The sequence below is a fragment of the Chryseobacterium sp. CFS15 genome (assembly GCF_031118795.1).
In the GTDB taxonomy this organism is placed as follows: Bacteria; Bacteroidota; Bacteroidia; order Flavobacteriales; family Weeksellaceae; genus Chryseobacterium; species Chryseobacterium indoltheticum.
On the sequence record NZ_JAVHYL010000004.1, the window covers coordinates 1 to 22,889 of the forward strand.

Consider the following 22,889-nt stretch of genomic DNA (forward strand, 5'->3'; position numbering starts at 1 on the left):
TAACTCTCGTTTTTCAGTGGGGCAAAGATAATACGACTTTACTATACAAAGCAAACGAGCAGATGATGAAAAATTGAATTGTGGGGAAATACCTATAGTAAATTACTGTTTTACAATGCTTTTAAGACCATATTATAGTTATCCACATTGAACGAAATAAACTTCTGAACGAAATTTGAGGTGCTTTTTATAGGCTTGAGGTCGATTTCTTCAAAAAAAAAGTGACAATCTTCATAGGACGACATCCAAAATCATTTAGAATTCATTTGTAAATCATCTAAAGAAAATTTATTGTGATATGGTGTCGCTCCCATGGAGCTCATAATATAATAACATTTTTTTCTACAAAGTTTTCGCTCCTCCGAAGCTTGTACTTATTTAAGGATAACTTGTTTTTATGTAAAGTTTATTATATATTATATTTAAGAATAGTAAGTATTCTACTTTACAATCGAATTTTTAATCTTAATATAAAAACCAAAAGCTTTACTGTAGACCTTAAACCTAGCCCCGATCGCAGCATTGTCTGAGCTCATTTTCTTTGTAAAGAGAAAATAGCGAGTGCGGAGAGCGGGAAATAGCTCCTAAAAAATCATTAAAAGAAAAGTATAGAGGATTTAAAATACATCTATATATAATAGGATGACAAAATCTTATTGTAAGTCTAAAGGCAGAGCTATATTATTTTGTTTCATATACTCAACAAGCTCATTGTATTTGTCTTCATAATCGTTTGTACTGCATTTATGAGATATGCTGCAGATATCAGACGGTTTTATATCAAGGATGTCTGAAACTTTTGTAAGAATCTCGAGATTGATTTTCACTTTTGAATTTTCTATATCAGAATACGCTTTTTGTGAAATCCCCATTTCAAACGCCATGTATTCCTGGGTAAGGTCACGGTCACGTCTTATTTTTCTGATAGTTTGTCCACAAATTTTCATCACACAATAGCTTTAGTAGTTTTCGGTATATTTTAGAAGTATATCTAATAGCCTCAGACAAAGTTAGTAAATACCTTTGTCAAAACATTACACAAGCAGCATGATATTTATTTTCAGGCTCTCGAAAACCTTTATGTAAGGGAGATTCTGTAAAAAAATATTGTTCGCTGCGAGACACAAGACTTATGGAGACGCAAAAATTTAATTATGACAATAATATTGTCAGAGCATTCCTCTACGCTACTATCGTATTCGGAATTATCGGTTTTATTTTAGGTTTAACCGCTGCATTGATGCTTTTTTATCCTGAATTGCCTGAATTTTTATTTGGTACTGATGATACAACCATTCAGAGTTTAAGAAGTGGAAATATTCAGGGATTGATTAATTCGCAAGGAGCTTTAGGATTTGGAAGAATCAGAATGCTTCATACGAGTGCGGTGATTTTCGCTTTTGTCTGTAATTCATTCTTCTGCGGTGCTTATTACAGTATGCAGCGACTTCTGAAAACAAGAATGTATAGCGATACGCTTTCATGGATTCATTTCTGGACATGGCAAATTATGATTATTGCTGTTGTGATTACCTTTTTAATGGGAATTAACACTTCAAAAGAATATGCTGAACACGAATGGCCAATCGATATTTTGATTACTTTCTCTTGGGTAATTTTCGGGATCAATATGTTTGGAACGATTGCCAAAAGAAGAGTGCGTCATTTATATGTAGCGATTTGGTTTTATATTGCTACATGGATTGCGGTTGCAATGCTTCATATATTCAACAACTTAGAGGTTCCTTTATCATTTACAAGCTGGAAATCATATTCTGCTTATGCAGGCGTGAAAGACGCATTGGTACAATGGTGGTACGGTCATAATGCGGTTGCATTTGTTTTGACGACACCGGTTTTAGGGTTGATGTATTATTTTATGCCTAAAGCAGCAAACAGACCTGTATTTTCATATAAACTTTCAATTATTCACTTCTGGTCGTTGATTTTCGTTTACCTGTGGGCAGGACCTCACCATCTACAATATACTGCTTTACCAGCATGGGCTCAAGCGGTGGGAACAGGTTTCTCAATAATGCTGATTGCTCCATCTTGGGGTGGAATGCTGAACGGATTATTAACTTTAAGAGGAGCCTGGGATAAAGTAAGAGAAAATCCTATTCTAAAATTCTTTGTCGTTGCGGTTACCTGTTACGGAATGGCAACCTTCGAAGGACCGCTTTTAGCAACAAAATCATTAAATAAAATCGGGCATTATACCGACTGGGTAATTGGTCACGTTCACTTGGGTGCTTTAGGATGGAATGGTTTCATGGCATTTGGAGTTATCTATTATCTGATTCCGATTATGTGGAAAACTGAGCTTTGGTCTAAAAAATTAGCCAACTGGCATTTCTGGCTGGGAACTTTAGGAATTATTTTCTACGCTGTGCCAATGTATATAGCAGGATTTACTCAAGGTTTGATGTGGAAACAATTTAATCCGGACGGAACTTTATTGTGGAAAAACTGGTTAGATACAGTAACAGCAATCATTCCGTACTTTAAAATGAGATTCTTAGGCGGATTATTTTATCTGAGTGGAGCCATTTTAATGGTTGTCAATGTTTACAAAACAATCAGAGCAGGATCGTTCCAGAAAAATGTTCCTGCAGAAGCACCAGCTTTAGCAAATGTTGGTTCAGGCAGAAAAGAAGGCGAAGGTCTACATCTTTGGCTGGAAAGAACTCCTCACCTATTATCAATATTAGCTTTTGTAGCAATTGCAATCGGTGGATTGGTAGAAATTGTTCCTACACTAACTGTAAAAAGCAATTTACCAACAATATCTGCTGTGAAACCTTATTCACCGTTAGAACTGGAAGGTAGAGATCTCTATGTAAGAGAAGGTTGTAACTCGTGTCACTCACAAATGATAAGACCGTTTCGTGATGAAGTAACAAGATTTGACGGTAAAAACGGGCAGTATTCCAAAGCCGGGGAATTCGTTTATGACAGACCATTCCTTTGGGGATCAAAAAGAACAGGTCCCGATCTTCACAGAGAAGGTGCAAGAAATCCAGATTCATGGCACTTAAAACATATGTACAACCCAAGAATTACTTCTGCAGGTTCTATTATGCCACGTTTCCCTTGGTTAATTACCAATAAACTGGATCGTTCTCAAATGATCGATAAAATGAAACTGATGAAAAATACTTTTGATGTTCCGTACACCAAAGCACAGATAGACTCAGCCGATCGATGGGCAAATAATCAGTCACAAGCGATTGTAAAAAGAATTTATTCTGAAGCTACCGATGTAAAAGACCAAATGGATAAAGAGAAAATTGCCAAAGGAAACAATTTTGTACCAATGGAACAAAGAGAAATCATCGCAATGATTGCCTATCTGCAAAGATTGGGAACCGACATCAAAACGACAGACATTAAGACAGCAAGTGTAGATTAATTTTAAATACAATTAAAATGAAAACGAGAACCCCCATATCTATATATATAGCAATAACGATTGGTATTACTATAATGGCGTTCGAAATGTTCGCACAAGATGCCAATTATTTTTCTACCCCTCTATTTTGGGCATTGCTGATCATCATTACGATTTTATTGCTCATTATGAATTCTATCGGTGATTTGGTAGAAAACGAAAAATTCGCCAGACTCACCGATGAAGAAAAGCAGGAATATATCACCAACAACACAACTCCATATTTTCAGAAGCTTTGGAATTCGGCTTTCAAAAAACAATCTCAAACTGAAGAAAAAGATATTCTGATCGATCACGGTTTCGACGGAATTACCGAGCTCGACAATTCTTTACCCAAATGGTGGATCGGGCTTTTTTATTTCGGGATGATATTCTGTGCAGTTTATCTCATCGCTTTTGCTTTCACAGATTACGCTCATCCCGAGGCGGAATATGACAGAGAAGCCAAATTGCAGTTGGCATCTATTGCTGAATACGAAAAAAATGCTCCGCCTATCAATTTGGAAACTGCAAAATACAGCGCAGATTATATTGCTGAAGGAGAGCAACTTTTTAAAACCAATTGTGTAACATGTCATGCAGACGGAGGAAAAGGCGGCATCGGACCAAACCTTACCGATACACACTGGATCAACATCAAAGAGAAAAGTTTGTTTAAAAATGTCTTCTGGATGCTCGAAAACGGTTCTCCAAATAATCCTACAATGCGACCTTTCATTAAAGAAGGAACCATTACAGGAAGAGATGCAGAAAAAATCGCATCCTATATTTATCACATCAATCAGGAAAAATCTCCTGTCACAGAAAAACAGGGTGGCGCAGCCCCTCAAGGTGAATCTGTAAAATGGCAAGAATAATTAACTCATCTAAATATATATAAACTATGAATTGAATCTCCACCAGGTGTATGTCGCAGTTGTAACTCAACTAACATCTGAAAACCTATTCACTTTAAATATTCTATAATATTTAAATTTCAACGAGGCATACATCAACACAAAAACCTGTTCACTGAGCAGGTTTTTGTATATTAAATATACCACATATTTAGAAAATTTTAACAAATTTGCCGCGTTGGCAAACATATTGCTCATATTTCAAAATAAGCCCTTTCAACGGGCTTTTTTCAAAAAAAGTTAAATCATGGTACAGCTCATCAAATTTCAAATTTTTAAAATTTAAGTTAAAATTCGTATTTTTAAAACCGATGATCAAAAACACTCATCAATCAAAAAAAAGTATTTATTGGCTAAATCACAGAAATTTTGAAAATAAAATTCAATAAAAGAAAAATTCTCAGAGGTATTGTTATTACAATTATCTCTTTTATCGTTTTAATCATACTGCTCATTTTAAGTTTAAGACTTCCGGCGGTTCAAAACTTTGTAAAAGATAAACTGATCGTTTACCTTGAGAAAAAAATAAAAACCAAAGTAAGCCTCGACAAAGTATATATCGGTTTTCCTAACAGCCTGGTGATGGAAAACCTATACCTGAAAGGTCAAAATGTAGACACATTGCTTTCTGCAAGAAAAGTTGATGTAGGTTTAGATATGTGGAAATTGATTAATTCTAAAGCCGATCTTACATCAATTGATCTGGAAGGCGTTCGTGCAAACGTGGTTAGAAATCCTCAGGGAAAATTTAATTTCGACTATATTATAGATGCGTTTGCGACTTCAGATAAAGAACAGGAACAAAAACCTTCGAAGCCTTTTATTATCTCTTTAGATAAAATTAAATTAAAGGATATCGGGGTTACTTTTAATGATCAGCAGTCTAGAAATGATATTAAAGTATATTTTAAATCTTTTGATACCCGCGTAAAAACTTTTGACCTTCAAAACAATTCGTATGCAGTCAACGATATTAATCTTGACGGATTAAAATTAAAACTGAAACAAGATTTGGTGAAGGAAGTTGCTGCCAATGTTGAACAAAAAGTAGATTCTCTGAATCAGAAAAAGGCGATGAAATTAGGTTTAAACAAAATAAACCTGACCAATTTTGATATAGACTACGGCGACGACAATACCAAAACTTTTGCAAAAGTTCTTTTTAAAGAATTAAGCACGAAGGTTAACAGCATTGATCTTGAAAACAACGATTATAATGTTGGAAATGTTTATTTAACCGGAGCCAACATCAACGCTAATTTATTCCTTCCAACGGAAAACGCCAATTCTAAAAATGAAGAAAAGCCTGAAGTTTCAAAAAATTCTGCAAAAGAAAAAGCAATGAAAGTTCTTTTGGGGAAACTTCTTTTGGACGATGTGAAAGTTGTTTATAACAACACAGCAATTGCTCCCACAAAAAGCGGAATGGATTTTAATCATCTTAATTTTGGCAAATTAAATATAGACGTCCGAAATTTCAAAATGGAAAACAATGGTTTTGCGGGAAGTGTAAAATCAGCAGAAATACAGGAAGCAAGAGGTTTGAATGTACAGAAATTCAACACCGATTTTGTATATGCTGAAAAAGAAGCGTATCTGAAAAATCTTTACTTGCAGACTCCGAAAACTATTTTGCGAGACGAAGTTATTTTAAATTACAATTCGATTGACCAATTATCATCCAATCTTGGAGCGGTAAAAATTTCTGCCGACATCCGTGATTCTAAAATCGGGTTTGCTGACATTTTAAATATTGTTCCTACTTTAAAAAACACGGCGCCGTTCAACAAATATCCGAATGCTACATTGAATGTAAATGCTTTGGTCAACGGAACAGTGAATGATTTAACGATTCAAAATTTAAAAGTTTCTGGTTTAGATCAATTGAGAGTTTTGGCTTCAGGGAAAATCAAAAATGCGATGAATCCGGATCAGTTGTATTACGATTTGAAAGTAGCAGAGCTTGCGTCTTCATCCAAAACCATTTATAATTTAGTTCCGAAAAATACGATTCCTAATAATATTACTTTGCCTTCTTCATTTACAATCCGAGGAACGGCAAAAGGTACAACGAAAGTTGTAGATGCTAATGTACGTTTAACTTCCACTTTAGGAAATGCTGCCGTTATTGCTAAAGCCGATATGCGCAGAAAAAACAGAGAAACTTTTGATGTAAAAGCCAATCTGCAGAGTCTTCAAATCGGAAAACTGATTCAAAATAAAGATATTGGAAGTGTCACTGCAACCATCAATGCAAAAGGACAAGGTTTTGATCCGAAAACAATGTCTGCAAATCTTTCGGGTGATGTACAATCTGCAACCTACAACGGCTATACCTATCAGAATATGATTCTGAAAGGGAAAATAAACCGTGGTGCCTATGATATTGATTTAAACTCAAAAGACCCGAATGCCAATCTACATCTTGCCGCTTCCGGAGTTTATGATGAGAAAAATCCTACCGTAAAAGTTAATGGAAACATCAATAAATTAGATCTGAATAAACTAGGATTCTACAGCTCACCAATGATTATTGCCGGTGGAATTGACGGAGATTTTAAAAGTCTCGATCCTGATAATTTGAACGGCTATCTTAATTTAAAAGACTTTGCCATTTCAGACACCAAAGAAGTTTATCCTATTCAGGAAGTGAGGCTGAATGCAGTTTCTACGGCAGACTCAACTTTAATTAAATTCAATTCGCAGATTGCAGATGTTGAACTGAATGGTAAATATAAACTTACACAGATTTTCGGAGCTTTAAGCCAAACGATCAATCAATATTATCAGTTTCAAAAACCCGGCAAGGCTCAAAAAATAGATGCCGGACAATTTTTCACCATCAATGCAACGATTAAAAATGATGATCTGATCAGAAAATTTGTACCAGATCTGAAAAGTTTTGAAACCATCAATATTACAGGAAATTATAATGCAGATTCTCAGAAAATAGAATTGGATGCAAAAATTCCTCAGGTTTTGTATGGCACCAATTCTTTGGAAAATACAAGTTTAAAGATCTCCAACGAAAATCAGGCTTTACAATACAATCTTGATGTTGCTGCTTTGAAAAGTGAAAGTTTTGCTATAAATAAAGTGAATATCAATGGTGATGTTGCCAATAACATCATTAATTATAATATCACCACAAAAGATGATAAAGATGAAACGCAGTTCCTGATTGCAGGAAATGCCAAATCGATGAATGACATTACAGAAATATCGCTGAATCCTAATGGTTTAAAATTAAATTATATGGATTGGACGGTTGCTGAAAACAATAAAATTCAGATTTTCAGTCAGGGAATTGTTGCAGATAATTTCAAACTTTCCAATTCGGGAGCAGAAATTTCTTTGCAGTCTGAAAGCAGTTCACCAACCAGTCCGCTGAATGTTTCTTTGAAAGATTTTAAAATAGAAACGATTACAGAGATCATCAAAAAAGATTCACTGCTGGCCAAAGGAACCATCAACGGAACAGCACAACTGAGAGATTTAACCACAAACATGACCTTCACTTCAGACATCAATGTTTCTGATCTGATCGTTTATGGAAGTCCGGTTGGGAATTTAGCGATAAAAGTTAATAACCAATCAGCGAATCTTCTGAACGCTGACATTGCACTTTCCGGGAATAATAATGATGTAAAAATCTTAGGAAATTACAACACTTCTTCGAGCACGTTTGATTTAAATTTAGATATGAATCAGCTTCAGATGAAAACACTTCAAGGTTTTTCTATGAACGCAATTACCAACACAGAAGGTTATCTTTCGGGAGATCTTAAAATTACCGGAACGACGACTGCACCGAAAATTCTTGGAGATATTAAGCTTAATAATGTTGGCTTAATGATTTCACAAACGGGAAGTGATTTCAGAAACATCAATGATAAAATAGGATTTACCAACCGTGGAATTGAATTTGACGACTTTAAAATTAATGATAAAGACGGAAATTCTCTGAACATCGACGGGCAGATTTTAACACAGACTTACAGAGATTTTGCATTTAATTTAGATCTGAAAGCTAAAGACTTCAAGGTTGTAAATTCTGAAAAATCAAACGATGCCATGATGTACGGAATTTTAGCAATTGATGCTGCATTAAAAGTTGGCGGAAATCTAGACTTACCAAAAGTTGACGGAAGATTGTCTGTTTCAGAAACAACCGATTTTACTTTTGTTCTTCCGCAGTCTAGCCCTTCGTTGCAGGAAAGAGATGGTATTGTAGAATTTATCGATCAGGATCAGGTTGCTTTAAATAAAACCATCAAAGCCGATTCTATTGATGCACAAAGCCCAATTAAAGGATTGGATGTAAATGTAAATATAGAAGTAGATAAAGAAGCGAAAATGTCGATCATCATTGATAAAGCCAACGGAGATTTTGTAAAACTTCAGGGTGAAGCAGATTTGACAGGCGGAATTGACCCTTCAGGAAAGACGACTTTAGTCGGCGTTTATCAGGTAGAAAAAGGTAGCTATGAAATGTCTGTAAGTCTTCTGAAAAGAAAATTTGACATCCAAAAAGGAAGCACCATAACATGGACCGGTGAACCTACAACTGCGAAACTAGATATTACTGCTATATACAAAACGGAGGCAGCACCTATTGATCTTGTGGAACAACAGTTTGCAGGCAATCCTGCCGATCTTAATCAATTTAAACAAAGAATTCCGTTTAATACTTTATTGATTCTAAAAGGAGAACTGCTGAAACCTGAAATATCATTTGATATTACTACAGACGAAAAAAACAATGCCGTATCTTCTACCGTGACAGAAACAATAGACGGAAAACTTGCTCAATTGCGACAAGATGAAAATGAAATGAACAAACAGGTTTTTGCCTTGCTTTTACTGAATCGTTTTATCGGCGAAAATCCTTTCGAAAGCAATTCCGGAGTGTCTGCCGAAACCATGGCGAGACAGAGTGTGAGTAAAATTCTTTCGCAACAGCTTAATAATATTGCCTCAAACCTTATAAAAGGAGTAGACCTTAATTTTGATCTTGAATCAACAGAAGATTATTCTACCGGAACTCAGAATACAAGAACCGATCTGAATGTAGACATCAGTAAAAAACTACTGAATGATCGTCTGAAAGTTACTGTAGGAAGTAATTTCGGATTGGAAGGTGAAGCGAGACAAAACGAAAATACGACCAATATTGCCGGAGATGTTACCATAGACTACAGCCTTTCCAGAGACGGAAGGTATATGCTGAGAGCTTACCGAAAAAATGATTATCAGGTAGCTTTGCAAGGACAAATTGTAGAAACCGGAGTCGGATTTATCATCACTTTAGATTACGACAAATTCCGTGATATTTTCCGTAAATCTCGAAATAACAGAAATAGGGAAATTAAAGAAAACAAGAGAAAACAAGATAACCAAGTTGTAGAATTTAAATAATGAAGAATAAGTTTAACATATACTGCAAATATTTTTTGGCATCGGGAGTTACAGTGGCAGTTATCTCATGTAGCAATACGAAATTTCTGAAAGACGGACAGATGCTCTACACAGGAGCAGAAGTAAAAATAGAAAGTGATACTCTTTCCAAAAAAGAAAAAAGCGAATTGCAGTCTGCACTCGAAGAAAATCTTACTCCAAAACCCAATTCTAGTTTTCTTGGATTAAGACCAAAATTATATGCTTACAATGCTACTTCGGAACCCAAAAAAGAAAAAGGACTGAAATACTGGCTGAAATATAAATTTGGAGAAGAGCCTGTATTGCTGGGAGATGTTGACAGAGAATTCAACAAAGATATTATTGTCAACTATTCTGAAAACAAAGGCTATTTTAATGCAAAAGCAAAATACGACACCGTTTCAAAAAATAAAAAAGCACAGGTAATTTACACCTTAAATCCTGGAGCACGATATTTGATAAGCAATGTGAATTTCCCGCAAGATTCTACGCTCATTAACAGTGAAATTCAGAATTTAAAAGCGAAAACTTTACTTAAAACAGGAAATCCTTTTGATCTTGATGTCATCAAAAACGAGCGACAAAGAATTGACGATGGTTTAAAAGATAAAGGTTTTTATTACTTCAGTCCGGATAATATTATCGTACAGGCAGACAGTACGGTTACTAAAGAACCGAAAGTAGAGCTCATTGTAAAACTGAAAGACAATACTCCTAAACTGGCCACCGAGCAGTTTACAATTGACAAAGTAGTCGTTTTTCCCAATTATAATCTTCGCGATGCGAAAAAAGGAAAATACAATATCCCAATGAATCCTGATTCTTTAAAAGGATATGAGTACAATGATATTTACGTGGTTGATCCTGATAAAAAATTTAAACCCAGAATTTTTGACCGAGCTTTATATTTCAACAAAGGCGATATCTACAACAGAAAAGACCACAATTTATCGCTTAATAGATTGATCAGTCTTGGTGTTTTTAAATTTGTAAAAAATGACTTTGTAGTATCAGATTCATTAAATCATAAGTTTGATGCGTATTATGTTTTAACTCCAAGAGAACTTCAATCTTTACGTTTAGAAGCTTTAGGAAGAACGAATTCTGCCAATTACGCAGGAAGTGAACTAAATCTAAACTGGACGCAAAGAAACTTTTTCCGTGGCGCAGAACAGTTTAAAGCTTCTGTTTATGGAGCATTTGATGTACAAATCGGTGGGCCTGAAGATGCTGAAAATATTTTCAGAGCCGGAGCAAATGTGCAATTGTCGATTCCGAGAATCGTAGCACCTTTTCGTTTCAATTCTTCGAGTGCTTTTGTCCCGAGAACCAATATTAAACTAGGCTATGAGTTTCAGAACAGAACCACTTTATACTCTTTAAATACATTTAACGCTTCATTTGGATATCAATGGAAAGAAAATGTAAGAAAAGAACACGAACTTAATGTAATAGATGTTTCTTTAATTCGTCCGGCAGATATTACTGAAAAATTTGTAACTAAATCTCAAGGCAACCCTTATCTTCAAAGAATAACTGATAAGCAACTTATTTTCGGGCCAACCTATTCTTACACCTACTCCACAACAATGCTTCCGAGAAAAAACACATTCTATTATAAAGGAATGTTGGATTTGGCAGGAAATATTACAGGTCTTGTGACGGGTGCGAATAAAAAAGAAGGAAAGGAGAAAACAATTTTCGGAGTTCCTTTCAGTCAATATGCTAAGATTGAAAATGATGTAAGATTCTATCATAAGTTTAGCGAAAAAACATCATTCGCTTCACGCTTTATTGCTGGAGCTGCCATTCCGTACGGAAATTCAGAACATATTCCTTTTTCAAGACAGTTTTTTGTAGGGGGAAGTAACAGTATCAGAGCGTTCAGAGCAAGAACTTTAGGTCCTGGAAGTTACGATCCTAGAGGAGAAGATAATAGCAGAGCTGTTTTTGATCAGTCCGGAGATATAAAATTGGAACTGAATGCAGAATACAGAGCCAATCTTTATAAATTCTTAAATGTTGCCGCATTTATTGATGCCGGCAATATCTGGTTGATTAATGATGACATCGATGATAAAGGAGTTAATACAAGACCGGGAGGAAAGTTTTCTAAAGAGTTTCTAAGTGAAATTGCTGTAGGAGCAGGAGTTGGTTTACGACTTGACTTTTCAATTTTAGTTTTAAGACTTGATCTCGCAATGCCTTTGCGTGTGCCTTATTACGAAAAAGGTGACCGATGGGCTTTTGACAGAATCAATTTTGGAGATTCCAGCTGGAGGAGAGATAATCTGATTCTAAATATTGCAATTGGATATCCTTTCTAAGACCTGTTGCAGCTGAAAAATAGTTTTTGGTTTATTGCATACTATATATCAATAGGAACGGGCTTTAGCCCGTTTTTTAGTTTAACACAATTCATCAGGCTTTAGCCAAAACTTATATTACATTTTTTAATTTAAAAATCAACAGGTAATTCATTAAACTGCTATTTACACTTCACCGTGCAAATTTATTTTCCTTTGTTTACTAAAATTCACGTTAAGGAATAATCTTTGCGTTAAATTGTGAAACAATAATATTGTCATTTCTTGATTTCAAATTGAAGACAATATTAATATCATCAAATCACATCTATTAATATTCTACTATGCTAAAAGAACTAAAATTTTTCTGGGAAACCGTCAAAGAAACATTTACAGAATGGAATAATTCATCAGCGTCCAATGACTCAGCAAGTCTTGCTTATTATGCTATCTTCTCAATTCCCGGTTTATTGATTATCATTATCTGGATTGCCGGATATTTTTTCGGTGAAGAAGCAATTCGCGGACAGATCAGTACACAGATCAGCGGACTGATGGGACAGGATGTTGCGCAAAGTATTCAGGATATGATTGCAGGAGCGCTCATCGATAAAGAAAATATTTTCATGAAAATTGTAGGAATAGGATCATTGATCTACGGTTCTACGACCCTATTTTTTCAGTTGCAGAAGTCTTTGAATAATCTTTGGGATGTAGAAGCGGCACCCAAGAAAGCTTTAATAAAATTTCTCCTCGATCGAGCCAATTCTCTAGGTATGATTCTTATTTTAGGATTTTTACTGATGATTACAATGGTTTTATCATCATTAATTGGATTATTTAATAACTTCATCACAACCTATTTCGGTCTTGAAACTTACCTAATTGTTGAACTTATTAATTTTTCAGTAGGATTTTTAATCATTGTTGTTCTTTTTGCATTGATGTTTAAAGTACTTCCTGATGTAGAAATCAACTGGAAATCTGTTTGGAAAGGTGCTTTGCTTACAGCAGCTCTTTTTACTTTAGGTAAATTTTTACTGAGTCTTTATTTCGGGCAGTTTAAACCTACCTCAGCATTCGGAACTGCAGGAACAGTGATCTTAATTATGATGTGGATTAATTATTCGTGTATGCTGATTTTCTTCGGAGCCGAATTTACCAAAGTCTATACCTATAAAAGAGGCTATAAAATCGAGCCCTCAAAACATGCTAAATGGAGCAGTGCTAAACTTTATAGACAAAGCCAAAACCAAAATGAATCTACACCGGTTTAAAATAAAAATCCTCCCGAAATTTTCAGGAGGATTTGTTTTTACATTCTGTTTACAGTTCTTATTCCCAGTAGACTTAATGATTTTTGTATTGTTTTTGCAGTGAGATCTGATACATTTAAACGAAATTGTTTTAGATCTTCATCCTCACTTTTTAATATCGGATTGCTTTGATAAAATGAGTTATATGTTTTAACCAAATCATACAGATAATTGGCCACTAAAGCCGGACTTAATAACTCTGCTGCTTTTTCAACAGTTGCTTTATAATTAGATAAAAGCATAATCAGTTCCTTCTCATATTGATTAAACTCAATATTGCTGACTTCTTTATATTCATAATTTGCTTTAGCCAATAAAGACTGAGTTCTTGCATAAGTATAAAGAATAAACGGACCTGTATTTCCATTAAAATCAATACTATCAGCCGGGTTGAACAACATCTTCTTCTTTGGATCTACCTTCAGCATAAAGTATTTCAATGCAGCCTGCCCGATAATCTCATAAGAAACTACCTTTTCTTCATCTGCAAGCCCCTCAAGTTTTCCAAGTTCTTCTGTTTTTTCTTTTGCAGTTTCAAACATATCCTGCATCAAATCGTCTGCATCAACCACTGTTCCTTCACGGGATTTCATTTTACCTTCCGGAAGTTCAACCATTCCGTACGATAAATGGAACAACTGGTCTGCCCATTCGTAACCGAGTTTTTTTAGAATTTTAAATAAAACCTGGAAATGATAATCCTGCTCGTTTCCTACCGTATAAATTAATTTCTGAATATTATTTTCTTTAAAACGCTCTACCGCCGTTCCCAAATCCTGAGTCATATATACAGAAGTCCCGTCTGAACGAAGCAGAAGTTTCTCGTCTAAACCTTCATCCGTTAAATCACACCAAACCGACCCATCTTCTTTCTGGTACAAAACGCCTTTATCTAAACCCTCCTGAATAAGGTCTTTTCCTAAAATATAGGTATTGCTTTCGTACTGTACCTGATCGAAATCTACTCCCAATCTTTTATAAGTCTGATTGAAACCATTGTAAACCCAAGAATTCATTTCAGCCCAAAGATTTCTTACTTTTTCATCGCCATTTTCCCAGTCGAGAAGCATTTTCTGAGCTTCTTTCATTAAGGGAGCCTCTTTTTTAGCCTGATCTTCTGTGCTTCCATTCGCAATAAGTTCAGCTATTTCTCTTTTGTATTCCTGGTCAAATTTGACATAATAGTTTCCTACGAATTTATCTCCTTTCACCTGATCCGTTTCCGGAGTTTCCCCTTTTCCAAATTTTTCCCAAGCCAACATCGACTTACAGATGTGAATTCCTCTATCGTTAATGATTTGACTTTTTATAACATCATAACCCGCTTCTTTAAGAATCTGAGCTACAGAAAAACCTAACAAGTTGTTTCTAATATGTCCCAAATGCAGCGGTTTGTTGGTGTTTGGTGAAGAATATTCCACCATTACAGTTGCGTTTTTCTTTTCTATATTTGAAAACTGTTCAGCCACCGTCTTAAATTGATCAACAAAGAACTGATTTCTAACTTTTACATTTAAAAATCCTTTTATTACGTTAAAACTTTCGAGCAATTCTGTCTGAGTTGTTAAACCTTCTCCTAATTCTACCCCAATACTTTCAGGATTTTTCTTCAATTGTTTTACCAAAGGAAAGGTAACGATAGTAAAATCTCCTTCAAACTCAGTTTTATTTTCCTGGATTTCGAGTTTTATATCTTTCAACTGATATACATTAAGGATAACCTCTGCCAGTTTTTGTTCTAATATATCTTTAATATTCATGGGTTTATATTATTGTTGAGACCACATATAAGTAGTCTTAATATCATATCACAATTTTCAAGGGCAAATTTAGTGAAATAAAAAAGACTTCGTTACCGAAGCCTTTTAAAAATTGTTAAGGATTGAGACAATTAAAGTCCCAACTTCTACATTCTCTTAAAATGGGGTTCCAGCTTAAACAGCATGGAGGAGCTTGCCCACCTTGAATTTTTTTAAGATCTTTTTTAGAAAGTTTTTTTAAATTTTTCATAAATATTTTATTTTAAATGGTTAGCAAAATATATCACTAATTCAATATAAAACCGCACTCAGGCGGTTTTATATGAATGTTAAAATATTAAAATTTGCTTTAATAATTAATTAGTATCCCAAATTAGTTTTGTATTCATCTTATCGCCACCAATAGCAGCAGATGCAGCTTGATAGTTAGCTGTATTTAATGTCTGAACTGATGTTGGATAAAACAATCTTGTAGGAAGATCAGTAAGACCAGCAATCAGCGAAGTGAAAATATATGTCGTTTCACCTCCAGCAGCAACATTCAGCGTACCCGTTTGTCCAGGTAACAATAAAGTATTTGGATATCCTGTTCTTCTGTATTCTGCCCAAGCTTCATATGGTTGCATAAATAATGTAATATATTTTTGAGTCAATACATTTTCTTTTGAGGCTGCTGGTAGAGAAGCTATATAAGTATCAATATTTGCTGTTGCAACACCCCACCTTTGCATAGAGGCTCTTACACCATTTACATAGTTTGTTTGAGACCAACCGTTTGCTTCAGCCAAAAGGAACTGTACTTCTGAATATTCCATTAAGATTTCAGTATAATCAGGCTTAAGAATATTTTTGCTGAAGAAGTTTGAGGATGAAGCTTGACTTGGTGCCAATGAACTAGGAATTCCATATGGCATTCCACTAAAGTCGGCCGGATTAGTAGATTCTGGAGCACTTCCGTCTAAGATTGAAGCTTTCGCAGTTCCTCTAGGAGTCGCAAATTTAAATAATCTTGGGTCAAGATCAAAGTTACCGCTGTTACCTTTCAACAAATCAACGAATGTTTTAGAAATTGCAAAGTCTGATCTTGTTCTGAAATCATTGAATAATGGTGACGGATTAACAAGATTATTTTCATAAGATAAACCTACATTATCATCATTAGATTGCATCACTCCTGAACTAATAGCATCCTGAATATGTGCTTCAGCACCTTGAACAGAGCCTTTAACTCTAGTAGCAACTCTTAATCTAAGTGAATTTGCAAATCTTTTAAGTTTTTCACCTGAACCAAATAGCACATCACCTTGAGTAAAGACAACTTCATTTTCATCAATCATTTCAGAAGCCTCCTTGAGTTCCTTTAATATATCAGCATAAACTTTTTGTTGACTCGCAAACTTTGGTTGTAATTGAGCATCTACGTTTAAAGCTTGAAAATCTGCATCTTTATTACCATAAGAATAATATGGTATGTCACCAAAAGAATCTGCTAGCGTAAGAAAAACATAAGAAAGCATTACTCTTGAAGCAGCAATCTGATTTTCTGTAGGCCCATAGACTGCCATCTTTGTACTGGTTGCAGGATCTGTATTAAGATCGATAATATTTTTATAATCTTGGGCTACTCTATAAGAGAAACTCCATAAAGAAACACCTGTAGATAATCTGTATTGATATCTATCTTCCTCAGTGTAAGCTCTTTGAGCAGAATACTGCACCCACGGTAAAGTAATTCTGGCAGATTGCCATTGATCTCTTGTATTATCCATTAACTCTTTATTGGCACTATTAAATAAGCCATAAGTTAATGCCTGTTCTGTAGAATTTGGATTTATATCTATCTCATCGAATTTATCAGAACAACTATTAAAAGTAACTCCTACAATCGATAATATTAAAACTATTTTTTTCATTTTCATTAAAATTTAAAATTAACATTTACCCCATATGTTCTTGTGGATGGTAAAGAACCACCTTCAAGCCCTTGGATGTTTCCTGACCCATATGATGTATTTTCTGGATCAATTCCTTTATTGGAAAGATTCCATGCAAATAAATTTCTTGCAAAAGCTGAAATTCTAACACCTTGAAAAACATTTCCAATCATAGATTTAGGTAAATCATAACCAAGAGTAATATCTCTTAACTTAATATAACTTGCATCAAAAACATTTTGAGCATCAACAGTATTGTAGTAAGTACCACCCCAAGTTGGTGCATCTAAAAGTATATCATTAGGAGTGCCATCTTCTTTTACACCAGCTAGAATTACTCCTGCCTCTCTATTTCCTCCTAAAGCAGATTCTTCTAACATTCCCGAGTACATACCCCACATGTTTGTAGTAGAAAAGTATTTACCTCCTTCTTGAATATCGATTAAGAATGATAAACTCAATGTTTTGTATCTAACAGTGTTTCTGAAACCCATGTTATACTTTGGTAGTATAGAACCTAAAGATTGAATTTCAGATGCTTTGTAAAATCCATTTTCGTCAACAACCTTATTACCTTGGGCATCATAAACATAGTCAGTACCAAGAATACTACCATATGATTGACCCACTTGAGCTACTAACTGTGCTCTAAATGGTGCATTTGTAAGAACATAATTTTGTAGATTTTGATATAAATTGACAAGCTTATTTCTATTTTTTGCAAAATTCCAAGTAATATCCCATGAGAAGTTATCATTTCTGATTGGCGTCACATTTACCATTGCTTCAAGACCTTTGTTAGTCATTTCACCTGCATTAATGCTTTTAGACAAATACCCTGTAGAAGGATCGACTGGAACTGGGATAATTAAATCTCTAGATTTAGTATCATAATAAGTTACATCAAAACCTAACCTGTTTTTAAAGAATCTAGCTTCAATCCCAATTTCTTTAGTCACCTTGAGTTCTGGTGTTAAATCAGGATTTCCCGCTGTATTAGGATTAGAATATTGAGGAGCTCCATTAAAAGGTGATCCGAACGTAATAAATGTTCCTGTAACATAAGGCGTACCTCCTTGTGCAATACTAGACCATCCAGCTCTAATTTTACCAAAAGATAACCAATTAGTTTTTAAAACATTAGAAAACACAAAACTTCCAGTAACTGATGGATAAAACCCACTGTCTTTTAACATTGAGTACCAATCGTTTCTTCCTGTGGCCTCAACAAACAATAAATCTCGAAATCCTATGGAAGCTGATGCAAATAAACTCTTTACAGATCCATGAGCTTCAGCATTTGAAGCTAAAGAATTTTCTACACCATTGTCAAGGTTATATAAACCTGGAATTACTAAACCACCTATAGTTGTACCATCTAAAATACTTGTTTTATTATCTCTAATATTAAATCCTGCAAAAGTATTAAGACTAAAACCACCAAAATTATTATTATAATGAGCTCTACCTTCGTAGTTGAATTCTGAAACATTTCTTTTTTGGATAGAATAATTAGAAATAGCTTGCGAACCCACAGCTACTCTTGAACTGATATTTTGTGAATATACATCTCCATACACTTTACCAACTACATAAAAATGTTTATCAAAATTGTAAGTTAAACCAGCATTTCCAAAGAATCTTTGTCTTGAATCTGCTGAAGTATTCTCATTAACTGTCCAGTAAGGGTTGTCAGAATATAATGGAGTCGGATCGTCATATGCTGATCTATTCCATGTTCTCTGGCTGCCATCGAGTAATTTATAATCCTTTAATTTTTCATAATCAAGGTTTCTTTGACCAAAATGATAAAATTTCTGTGCAACAGAATTATCGCCATATCCAATTTCGGGTCTATTAAACCCTTCTGTATGTACATAATTTACAATTGCATCTGCAGTTAATTTATCAGAAAGCTTTGAATTAAGATTGATACTAAAATTATCTTTCTTTATTTTAGAATTAGGAACTATACCTGTAATGTTTGTATTTGTATAAGATAATCTAACATTTGTATCTCCAAATGATTTTGCAACAGAAATATTATTAGTGTAAGTTACACCTGTATTAAAGAATGAATCTACATCATTTTTAGGAGCCACCCAAGGAACCGGTTTTAAATAATCGTTAGAAAATTCAGGATCAAAGGCATACCAAGGAAGATACATCAAATTAGGATCATACTTTGGCCCCCAAGAAGCATCTGTTTCATATTCTTGGATATTATAAGTTTGTCCGTTAATCGTTGCTGTTGGTAATGTGTCAGAATAACCTCCACCATATTGATTTTGTAATTTTGGACGAATGTAAATACTTTCAAATGATAAACCAGAATTTAATTGGATATCTGTTCGTCCTTTTTTTGCAGATTTGGTTGTATAGATAATTGCTCCATTACCAGCTCTAGATCCGTAAAGTGCAGCTGCAGGACCACCTTTTAAAACAGTCACACTTTCAATATCGTCAGGATTAATATCAAAAGATGCATCACCATAATCTCTTCCTCCAGCTCCTCTTTGTGTATCACTATTGTTTACATTGGAGTTATCTAGTGGAACACCATCAACAACTATCAGAGGTCTATTTTCTCCAGTGATTGAACTAATTCCTCTCATAGTAATTCTCGCAGACCCACCCATCGTACTTGGTGCGGTTACTTGGACTCCTGCTACATTTCCTGATAAAGCACTCACTGCATTGGTCTGTCCCGCATCTGAAATAGTTTCTCCTTTTACTTCTTGCGCTGCGTACCCTAGGGCTTTTTTCTCTCTTTTAATGCCTAAAGCAGTAACTACTACTTCTTCTATCTGTTGTGTTTTTAGGGTATCTCCCGACTTTGTTTGCTGCGCCTGCGCAACCATCAAAGACGAGGAAAGTACTAAAATTAGTACCCCTGCGGTTAATTTCTTCATATTAATATTAATTTTGCGTTAACAAAGTTGTAAAAACTTCTCGTATAAAACTGTTAAAATTTGAAAAAATTATTATTTTTAACATAACATTTGAGGTTTTGCGGCATTTTTACTACTCTTAAATGTTAAAATTTATGGATTTACTAAAGAAATGGTCAAATAATTATATCGAAGCTGGGTGTGATGAAGTGGGAAGAGGTTGCTTATGTGGACCGGTAGTTGCGGCAGCTGTAATTTTAGATGACAGTTTTGAGCAGAATCTTGTTAATGATTCAAAAAAATTGAATTTTAAAACAAGGATGGATTTGGATAGTTACATTAAAGATAATGTGAAAAATTTTGCGATTGCTGAGCTTCCGCCCTCTTTTATAGACCAACATAATATACTGAATGCCAGCATTCATGCAATGCACAATGCATTAGATAAGCTAACTCTAAGACCAGAATTTATACTGGTAGACGGAAATAAATTTCACCCTTATAATTTCATTCCGCATCAATGTGTGATTAAAGGTGATTCTAAATTTTTATCGATTGCTGCCGCTTCTATTTTAGCAAAAAATTATAGAGATAAATTAATGATTGAGCTCCATGAAGAGCATCCTGAATATGGATGGAATACCAACTTCGGCTACGCCACAAAAAAACACCAAGACGCCCTGATAAAGCATGGTATAACTAAATATCACAGAAGATCTTTCCGTTTAAAATATGATTAAGAATAATTCAACTGAAATTATCATTCTGAAAACCGCCCACGCTATAATTTAAAATATTTCTAAACAAAATTCTTAAATTACTAATAAAATTACATATTTTAAATATTTAAGATTTTTCTTTTGTTAATAAAGCATCAATGATTAAATATATTTATCATAATGATTTATCAGTGATTAGAATTTAAAGATTAATTTTCACTATTCAAATAACTTTATGATAACTATTTGAATCAATTTGATTTTATCGATCTTTTTAAGTTCAGATTATTCTAAAAAATAACAAATAAAAAAGGGAAGCAATATTTTGCTTCCCTTTTTATCTATTGTAAATTATTTCCTTTTACCTTTTTGTTGCTCTTGGGATTTTTGTGCATCCTGAGCTTTCTCCATCATTTCTCTCATTTTCTTTTGGAACTTGCCTTCTGATTTTGGCTTTTCTTTGTTGGCCTGAATCTGAGCATGGATTTTCTTTTCATCCAGAATCACATATTTAATGACAAGGATAATCAAAATATTAATTGCATTCGATACAAAATAATACCAAGATAAACCAGATGCAGAAGTATTAAGGAAGAATAAGAATGTGATCGGGAAAATATACATAATCACTTTCATATTCGGCATTCCCTCCTGTTGTGGCTGCTGCATATTTCCTGAAGTCATCACAGTATATATTAAGATTACAATTGTACATGCAATTGCGAAAACACTTAAATGATCTCCCAAGAAAGGAATTTTGAATGGTAATTGAATCAAATCATCATAAGCCGTAAGATCTTTTGCAAACCAGAAACCTTGGCCTCTCAAGTCGATAAAGTTCGGGAAGAATCTGAATAATGCGTAGAAAATCGGAATCTGTACCAACGCCGGAAGACATCCCGCCATTTGATTCACTCCTGCTTTTCTGTAGATTTCCATTGTTGCCTGTTGCTTTTTCATAGGATCAGCATCCTTGAATTTAGCATTAGCTTCGTCGATTTCCGGACGAATTACTTTCATCATCGCACTCAATTTATGCTGCTTATACATAATTGGCGATAAAATAAGCTTCACAATAATGGTCATTAAGAAAATTACCCAACCTGCGGAAATTCCCCATCCAGCTATAATGCTGTAAAGCCACATGAAGAAATAACGGTTCATTGCACCGATGAATGACCAACCTAATGGTAAAATTTCATCAAAATTTTTGTCGTAAGATTTTAATAAAGGTAAATCTAATGGCATAAAATACCACGTGAAATCCTGATTAAATTCTCCTCCGTTCATGGCAACAAAGCCTTCGAAGTTTAATTTTTTTAAATATTCTCCTTCTTCTATAGACTCTTGGTTTCCTTTGCTGTTTGTGAAACCTGTTTTAGATTCGATTACAGAAGAGAAAAACTGCTGTTTTACACCAATCCAGTTCAGCGTTTCTTTTTCCTCATTCATATCTGTTCTGCCATCATAATCATAATCTTTATAATTATTAAAAGCATAAGCAAATTCTGAATGAGTCTGTTCTTGAGCTCTACCTTTTTCCAGGTTTCTCACTTGGTAATCCCAAACAAAATCTGCTTTGTTATCAGACGTTACTTTTGCTAGACCTCGAGTTCTTACTTTAAAATCTAAAGTATATTGATCTTTAAGCTCAGCTTTAGGATTATTATTTAAAGTATAAACAAACTGAATTACCGCACCGCTGTAGTTTGCCGTTAAAGTAACAGAATTACCATTAACAACCGGTGAGAATACCAAATCTTTGGTATTGATAGTTTTTCCTGATTTATCTTTGAACTGAAAACCGTAGCTCGAATTATTTTTAGTAATCAGATTAAGCGGAAGATCGGCTTTGTCGGTTTTTTGATCGTAAGCTTTGTATTTTAAAAGCTCAACTTTTGAAACCTGACCTCCCAAACTTGAAAACTCAAGCTTCAGCTCGTTGTTTGCCAAATTGGAAACCTGAATCGCATTCGGGGTTACATTGGGATTGATATCAGCTGCCGGAGTTTGTTTTACGGGAGTTTTTGCCTGTTCTGTTTTCTGTTGCTCAGCTTTTAGTTTTTCTTCTTCAGCACTATTCCTCTGGAAATAAAACATGAATCCGAAAAGGACCAAACATAAAACTGCAAAACTAATGATCTGACTTTTATCGAGTCCGTTGTTCTGTTGCATTT

At 34.5% G+C, this 22,889-nt stretch carries 11 protein-coding genes; 6 read left to right on the top strand and 5 right to left on the bottom strand.

The genetic code is table 11. The annotated features are described in order from the left end of the window. Nucleotides 1-653: 653 nt before the first annotated feature. Nucleotides 654-947: a helix-turn-helix domain-containing protein gene (locus OH814_RS07130; protein WP_201135463.1), complete on the bottom strand. Its 294-nt coding sequence runs from the start codon at nt 945-947 to the stop codon at nt 654-656. A gap of 185 nt (nt 948-1,132) precedes the next feature. Here OH814_RS07130 and ccoN point away from each other — a divergent pair, with 185 nt between their 5' ends. The 5 genes from ccoN (at nt 1,133) to OH814_RS07155 (ending at nt 13,369) form a co-directional block, all read left to right on the top strand. Beyond that, entirely contained in the window at nt 1,133-3,412 is a 2,280-nt protein-coding gene (gene ccoN / locus OH814_RS07135; RefSeq protein ID WP_308827698.1) for a cytochrome-c oxidase, cbb3-type subunit I, read from the top strand. 17 nt (nt 3,413-3,429) lie between these two features. After that, complete coding sequence (locus OH814_RS07140) at nt 3,430-4,308, top strand: cbb3-type cytochrome c oxidase N-terminal domain-containing protein (protein ID WP_308827699.1); 879 nt, start codon at nt 3,430-3,432, stop codon at nt 4,306-4,308. A gap of 408 nt (nt 4,309-4,716) precedes the next feature. Next, entirely contained in the window at nt 4,717-9,765 is a 5,049-nt protein-coding gene (locus OH814_RS07145; protein ID WP_308827700.1) for a translocation/assembly module TamB domain-containing protein, read from the top strand. Beyond that, the gene (locus OH814_RS07150; protein ID WP_308827701.1) at nt 9,765-12,113 is read left to right on the top strand and encodes a BamA/TamA family outer membrane protein; all 2,349 of its coding nucleotides are present in this window, start codon (nt 9,765-9,767) and stop codon (nt 12,111-12,113) included. The genes OH814_RS07145 and OH814_RS07150 overlap by 1 nt, the downstream gene beginning before the upstream one ends. Before the next feature lie 323 nt (nt 12,114-12,436). After that, on the top strand, nt 12,437-13,369 hold the full coding sequence (locus OH814_RS07155) for a YihY/virulence factor BrkB family protein (RefSeq protein ID WP_076558017.1): 933 nt from the start codon (nt 12,437-12,439) through the stop codon (nt 13,367-13,369). 38 nt (nt 13,370-13,407) lie between these two features. On the opposite strand, the gene argS is transcribed toward OH814_RS07155, so the two are convergent. The 3 genes from argS to OH814_RS07170 form a co-directional block, all read right to left on the bottom strand. Beyond that, the gene (gene argS / locus OH814_RS07160) at nt 13,408-15,168 is read right to left on the bottom strand and encodes an arginine--tRNA ligase (RefSeq protein ID WP_308827702.1); all 1,761 of its coding nucleotides are present in this window, start codon (nt 15,166-15,168) and stop codon (nt 13,408-13,410) included. A 356-nt stretch (nt 15,169-15,524) separates the two neighbouring features. Further along, entirely contained in the window at nt 15,525-17,081 is a 1,557-nt protein-coding gene (locus OH814_RS07165; RefSeq protein ID WP_308827703.1) for a SusD/RagB family nutrient-binding outer membrane lipoprotein, read from the bottom strand. A 5-nt stretch (nt 17,082-17,086) separates the two neighbouring features. Further along, entirely contained in the window at nt 17,087-20,014 is a 2,928-nt protein-coding gene (locus OH814_RS07170; RefSeq protein ID WP_308827704.1) for a SusC/RagA family TonB-linked outer membrane protein, read from the bottom strand. Between the two features lie 134 nt (nt 20,015-20,148). Between OH814_RS07170 and OH814_RS07175 the strand changes: the two genes are divergently transcribed. Continuing rightward, entirely contained in the window at nt 20,149-20,733 is a 585-nt protein-coding gene (locus OH814_RS07175) for a ribonuclease HII (RefSeq protein WP_076558047.1), read from the top strand. Between the two features lie 330 nt (nt 20,734-21,063). On the opposite strand, the gene yidC is transcribed toward OH814_RS07175, so the two are convergent. Then, a complete protein-coding gene (gene yidC, locus OH814_RS07180) occupies nt 21,064-22,887 on the bottom strand; it encodes a membrane protein insertase YidC (RefSeq protein ID WP_308827705.1) in 1,824 nt (607 codons plus the stop codon). Between the last annotated feature and the right edge of the window lie 2 nt (nt 22,888-22,889).

Bases quoted from the DNA above. Each gene is read 5' to 3' on its own strand.
- OH814_RS07175 (WP_076558047.1), top strand. From the start codon at position 20,149: ATGGATTTACTAAAGAAATGGTCAAATAATTATATCGAAGCTGGGTGT.
- OH814_RS07165 (WP_308827703.1), bottom strand. From the start codon at position 17,081: ATGAAAAAAATAGTTTTAATATTATCGATTGTAGGAGTTACTTTTAAT.
- OH814_RS07150 (WP_308827701.1), top strand. From the start codon at position 9,765: ATGAAGAATAAGTTTAACATATACTGCAAATATTTTTTGGCATCGGGA.
- OH814_RS07170 (WP_308827704.1), bottom strand. From the start codon at position 20,014: ATGAAGAAATTAACCGCAGGGGTACTAATTTTAGTACTTTCCTCGTCT.
- yidC (WP_308827705.1), bottom strand. From the start codon at position 22,887: ATGCAACAGAACAACGGACTCGATAAAAGTCAGATCATTAGTTTTGCA.
- OH814_RS07155 (WP_076558017.1), top strand. From the start codon at position 12,437: ATGCTAAAAGAACTAAAATTTTTCTGGGAAACCGTCAAAGAAACATTT.
- ccoN (WP_308827698.1), top strand. From the start codon at position 1,133: ATGGAGACGCAAAAATTTAATTATGACAATAATATTGTCAGAGCATTC.
- OH814_RS07130 (WP_201135463.1), bottom strand. From the start codon at position 947: ATGAAAATTTGTGGACAAACTATCAGAAAAATAAGACGTGACCGTGAC.
- argS (WP_308827702.1), bottom strand. From the start codon at position 15,168: ATGAATATTAAAGATATATTAGAACAAAAACTGGCAGAGGTTATCCTT.
- OH814_RS07140 (WP_308827699.1), top strand. From the start codon at position 3,430: ATGAAAACGAGAACCCCCATATCTATATATATAGCAATAACGATTGGT.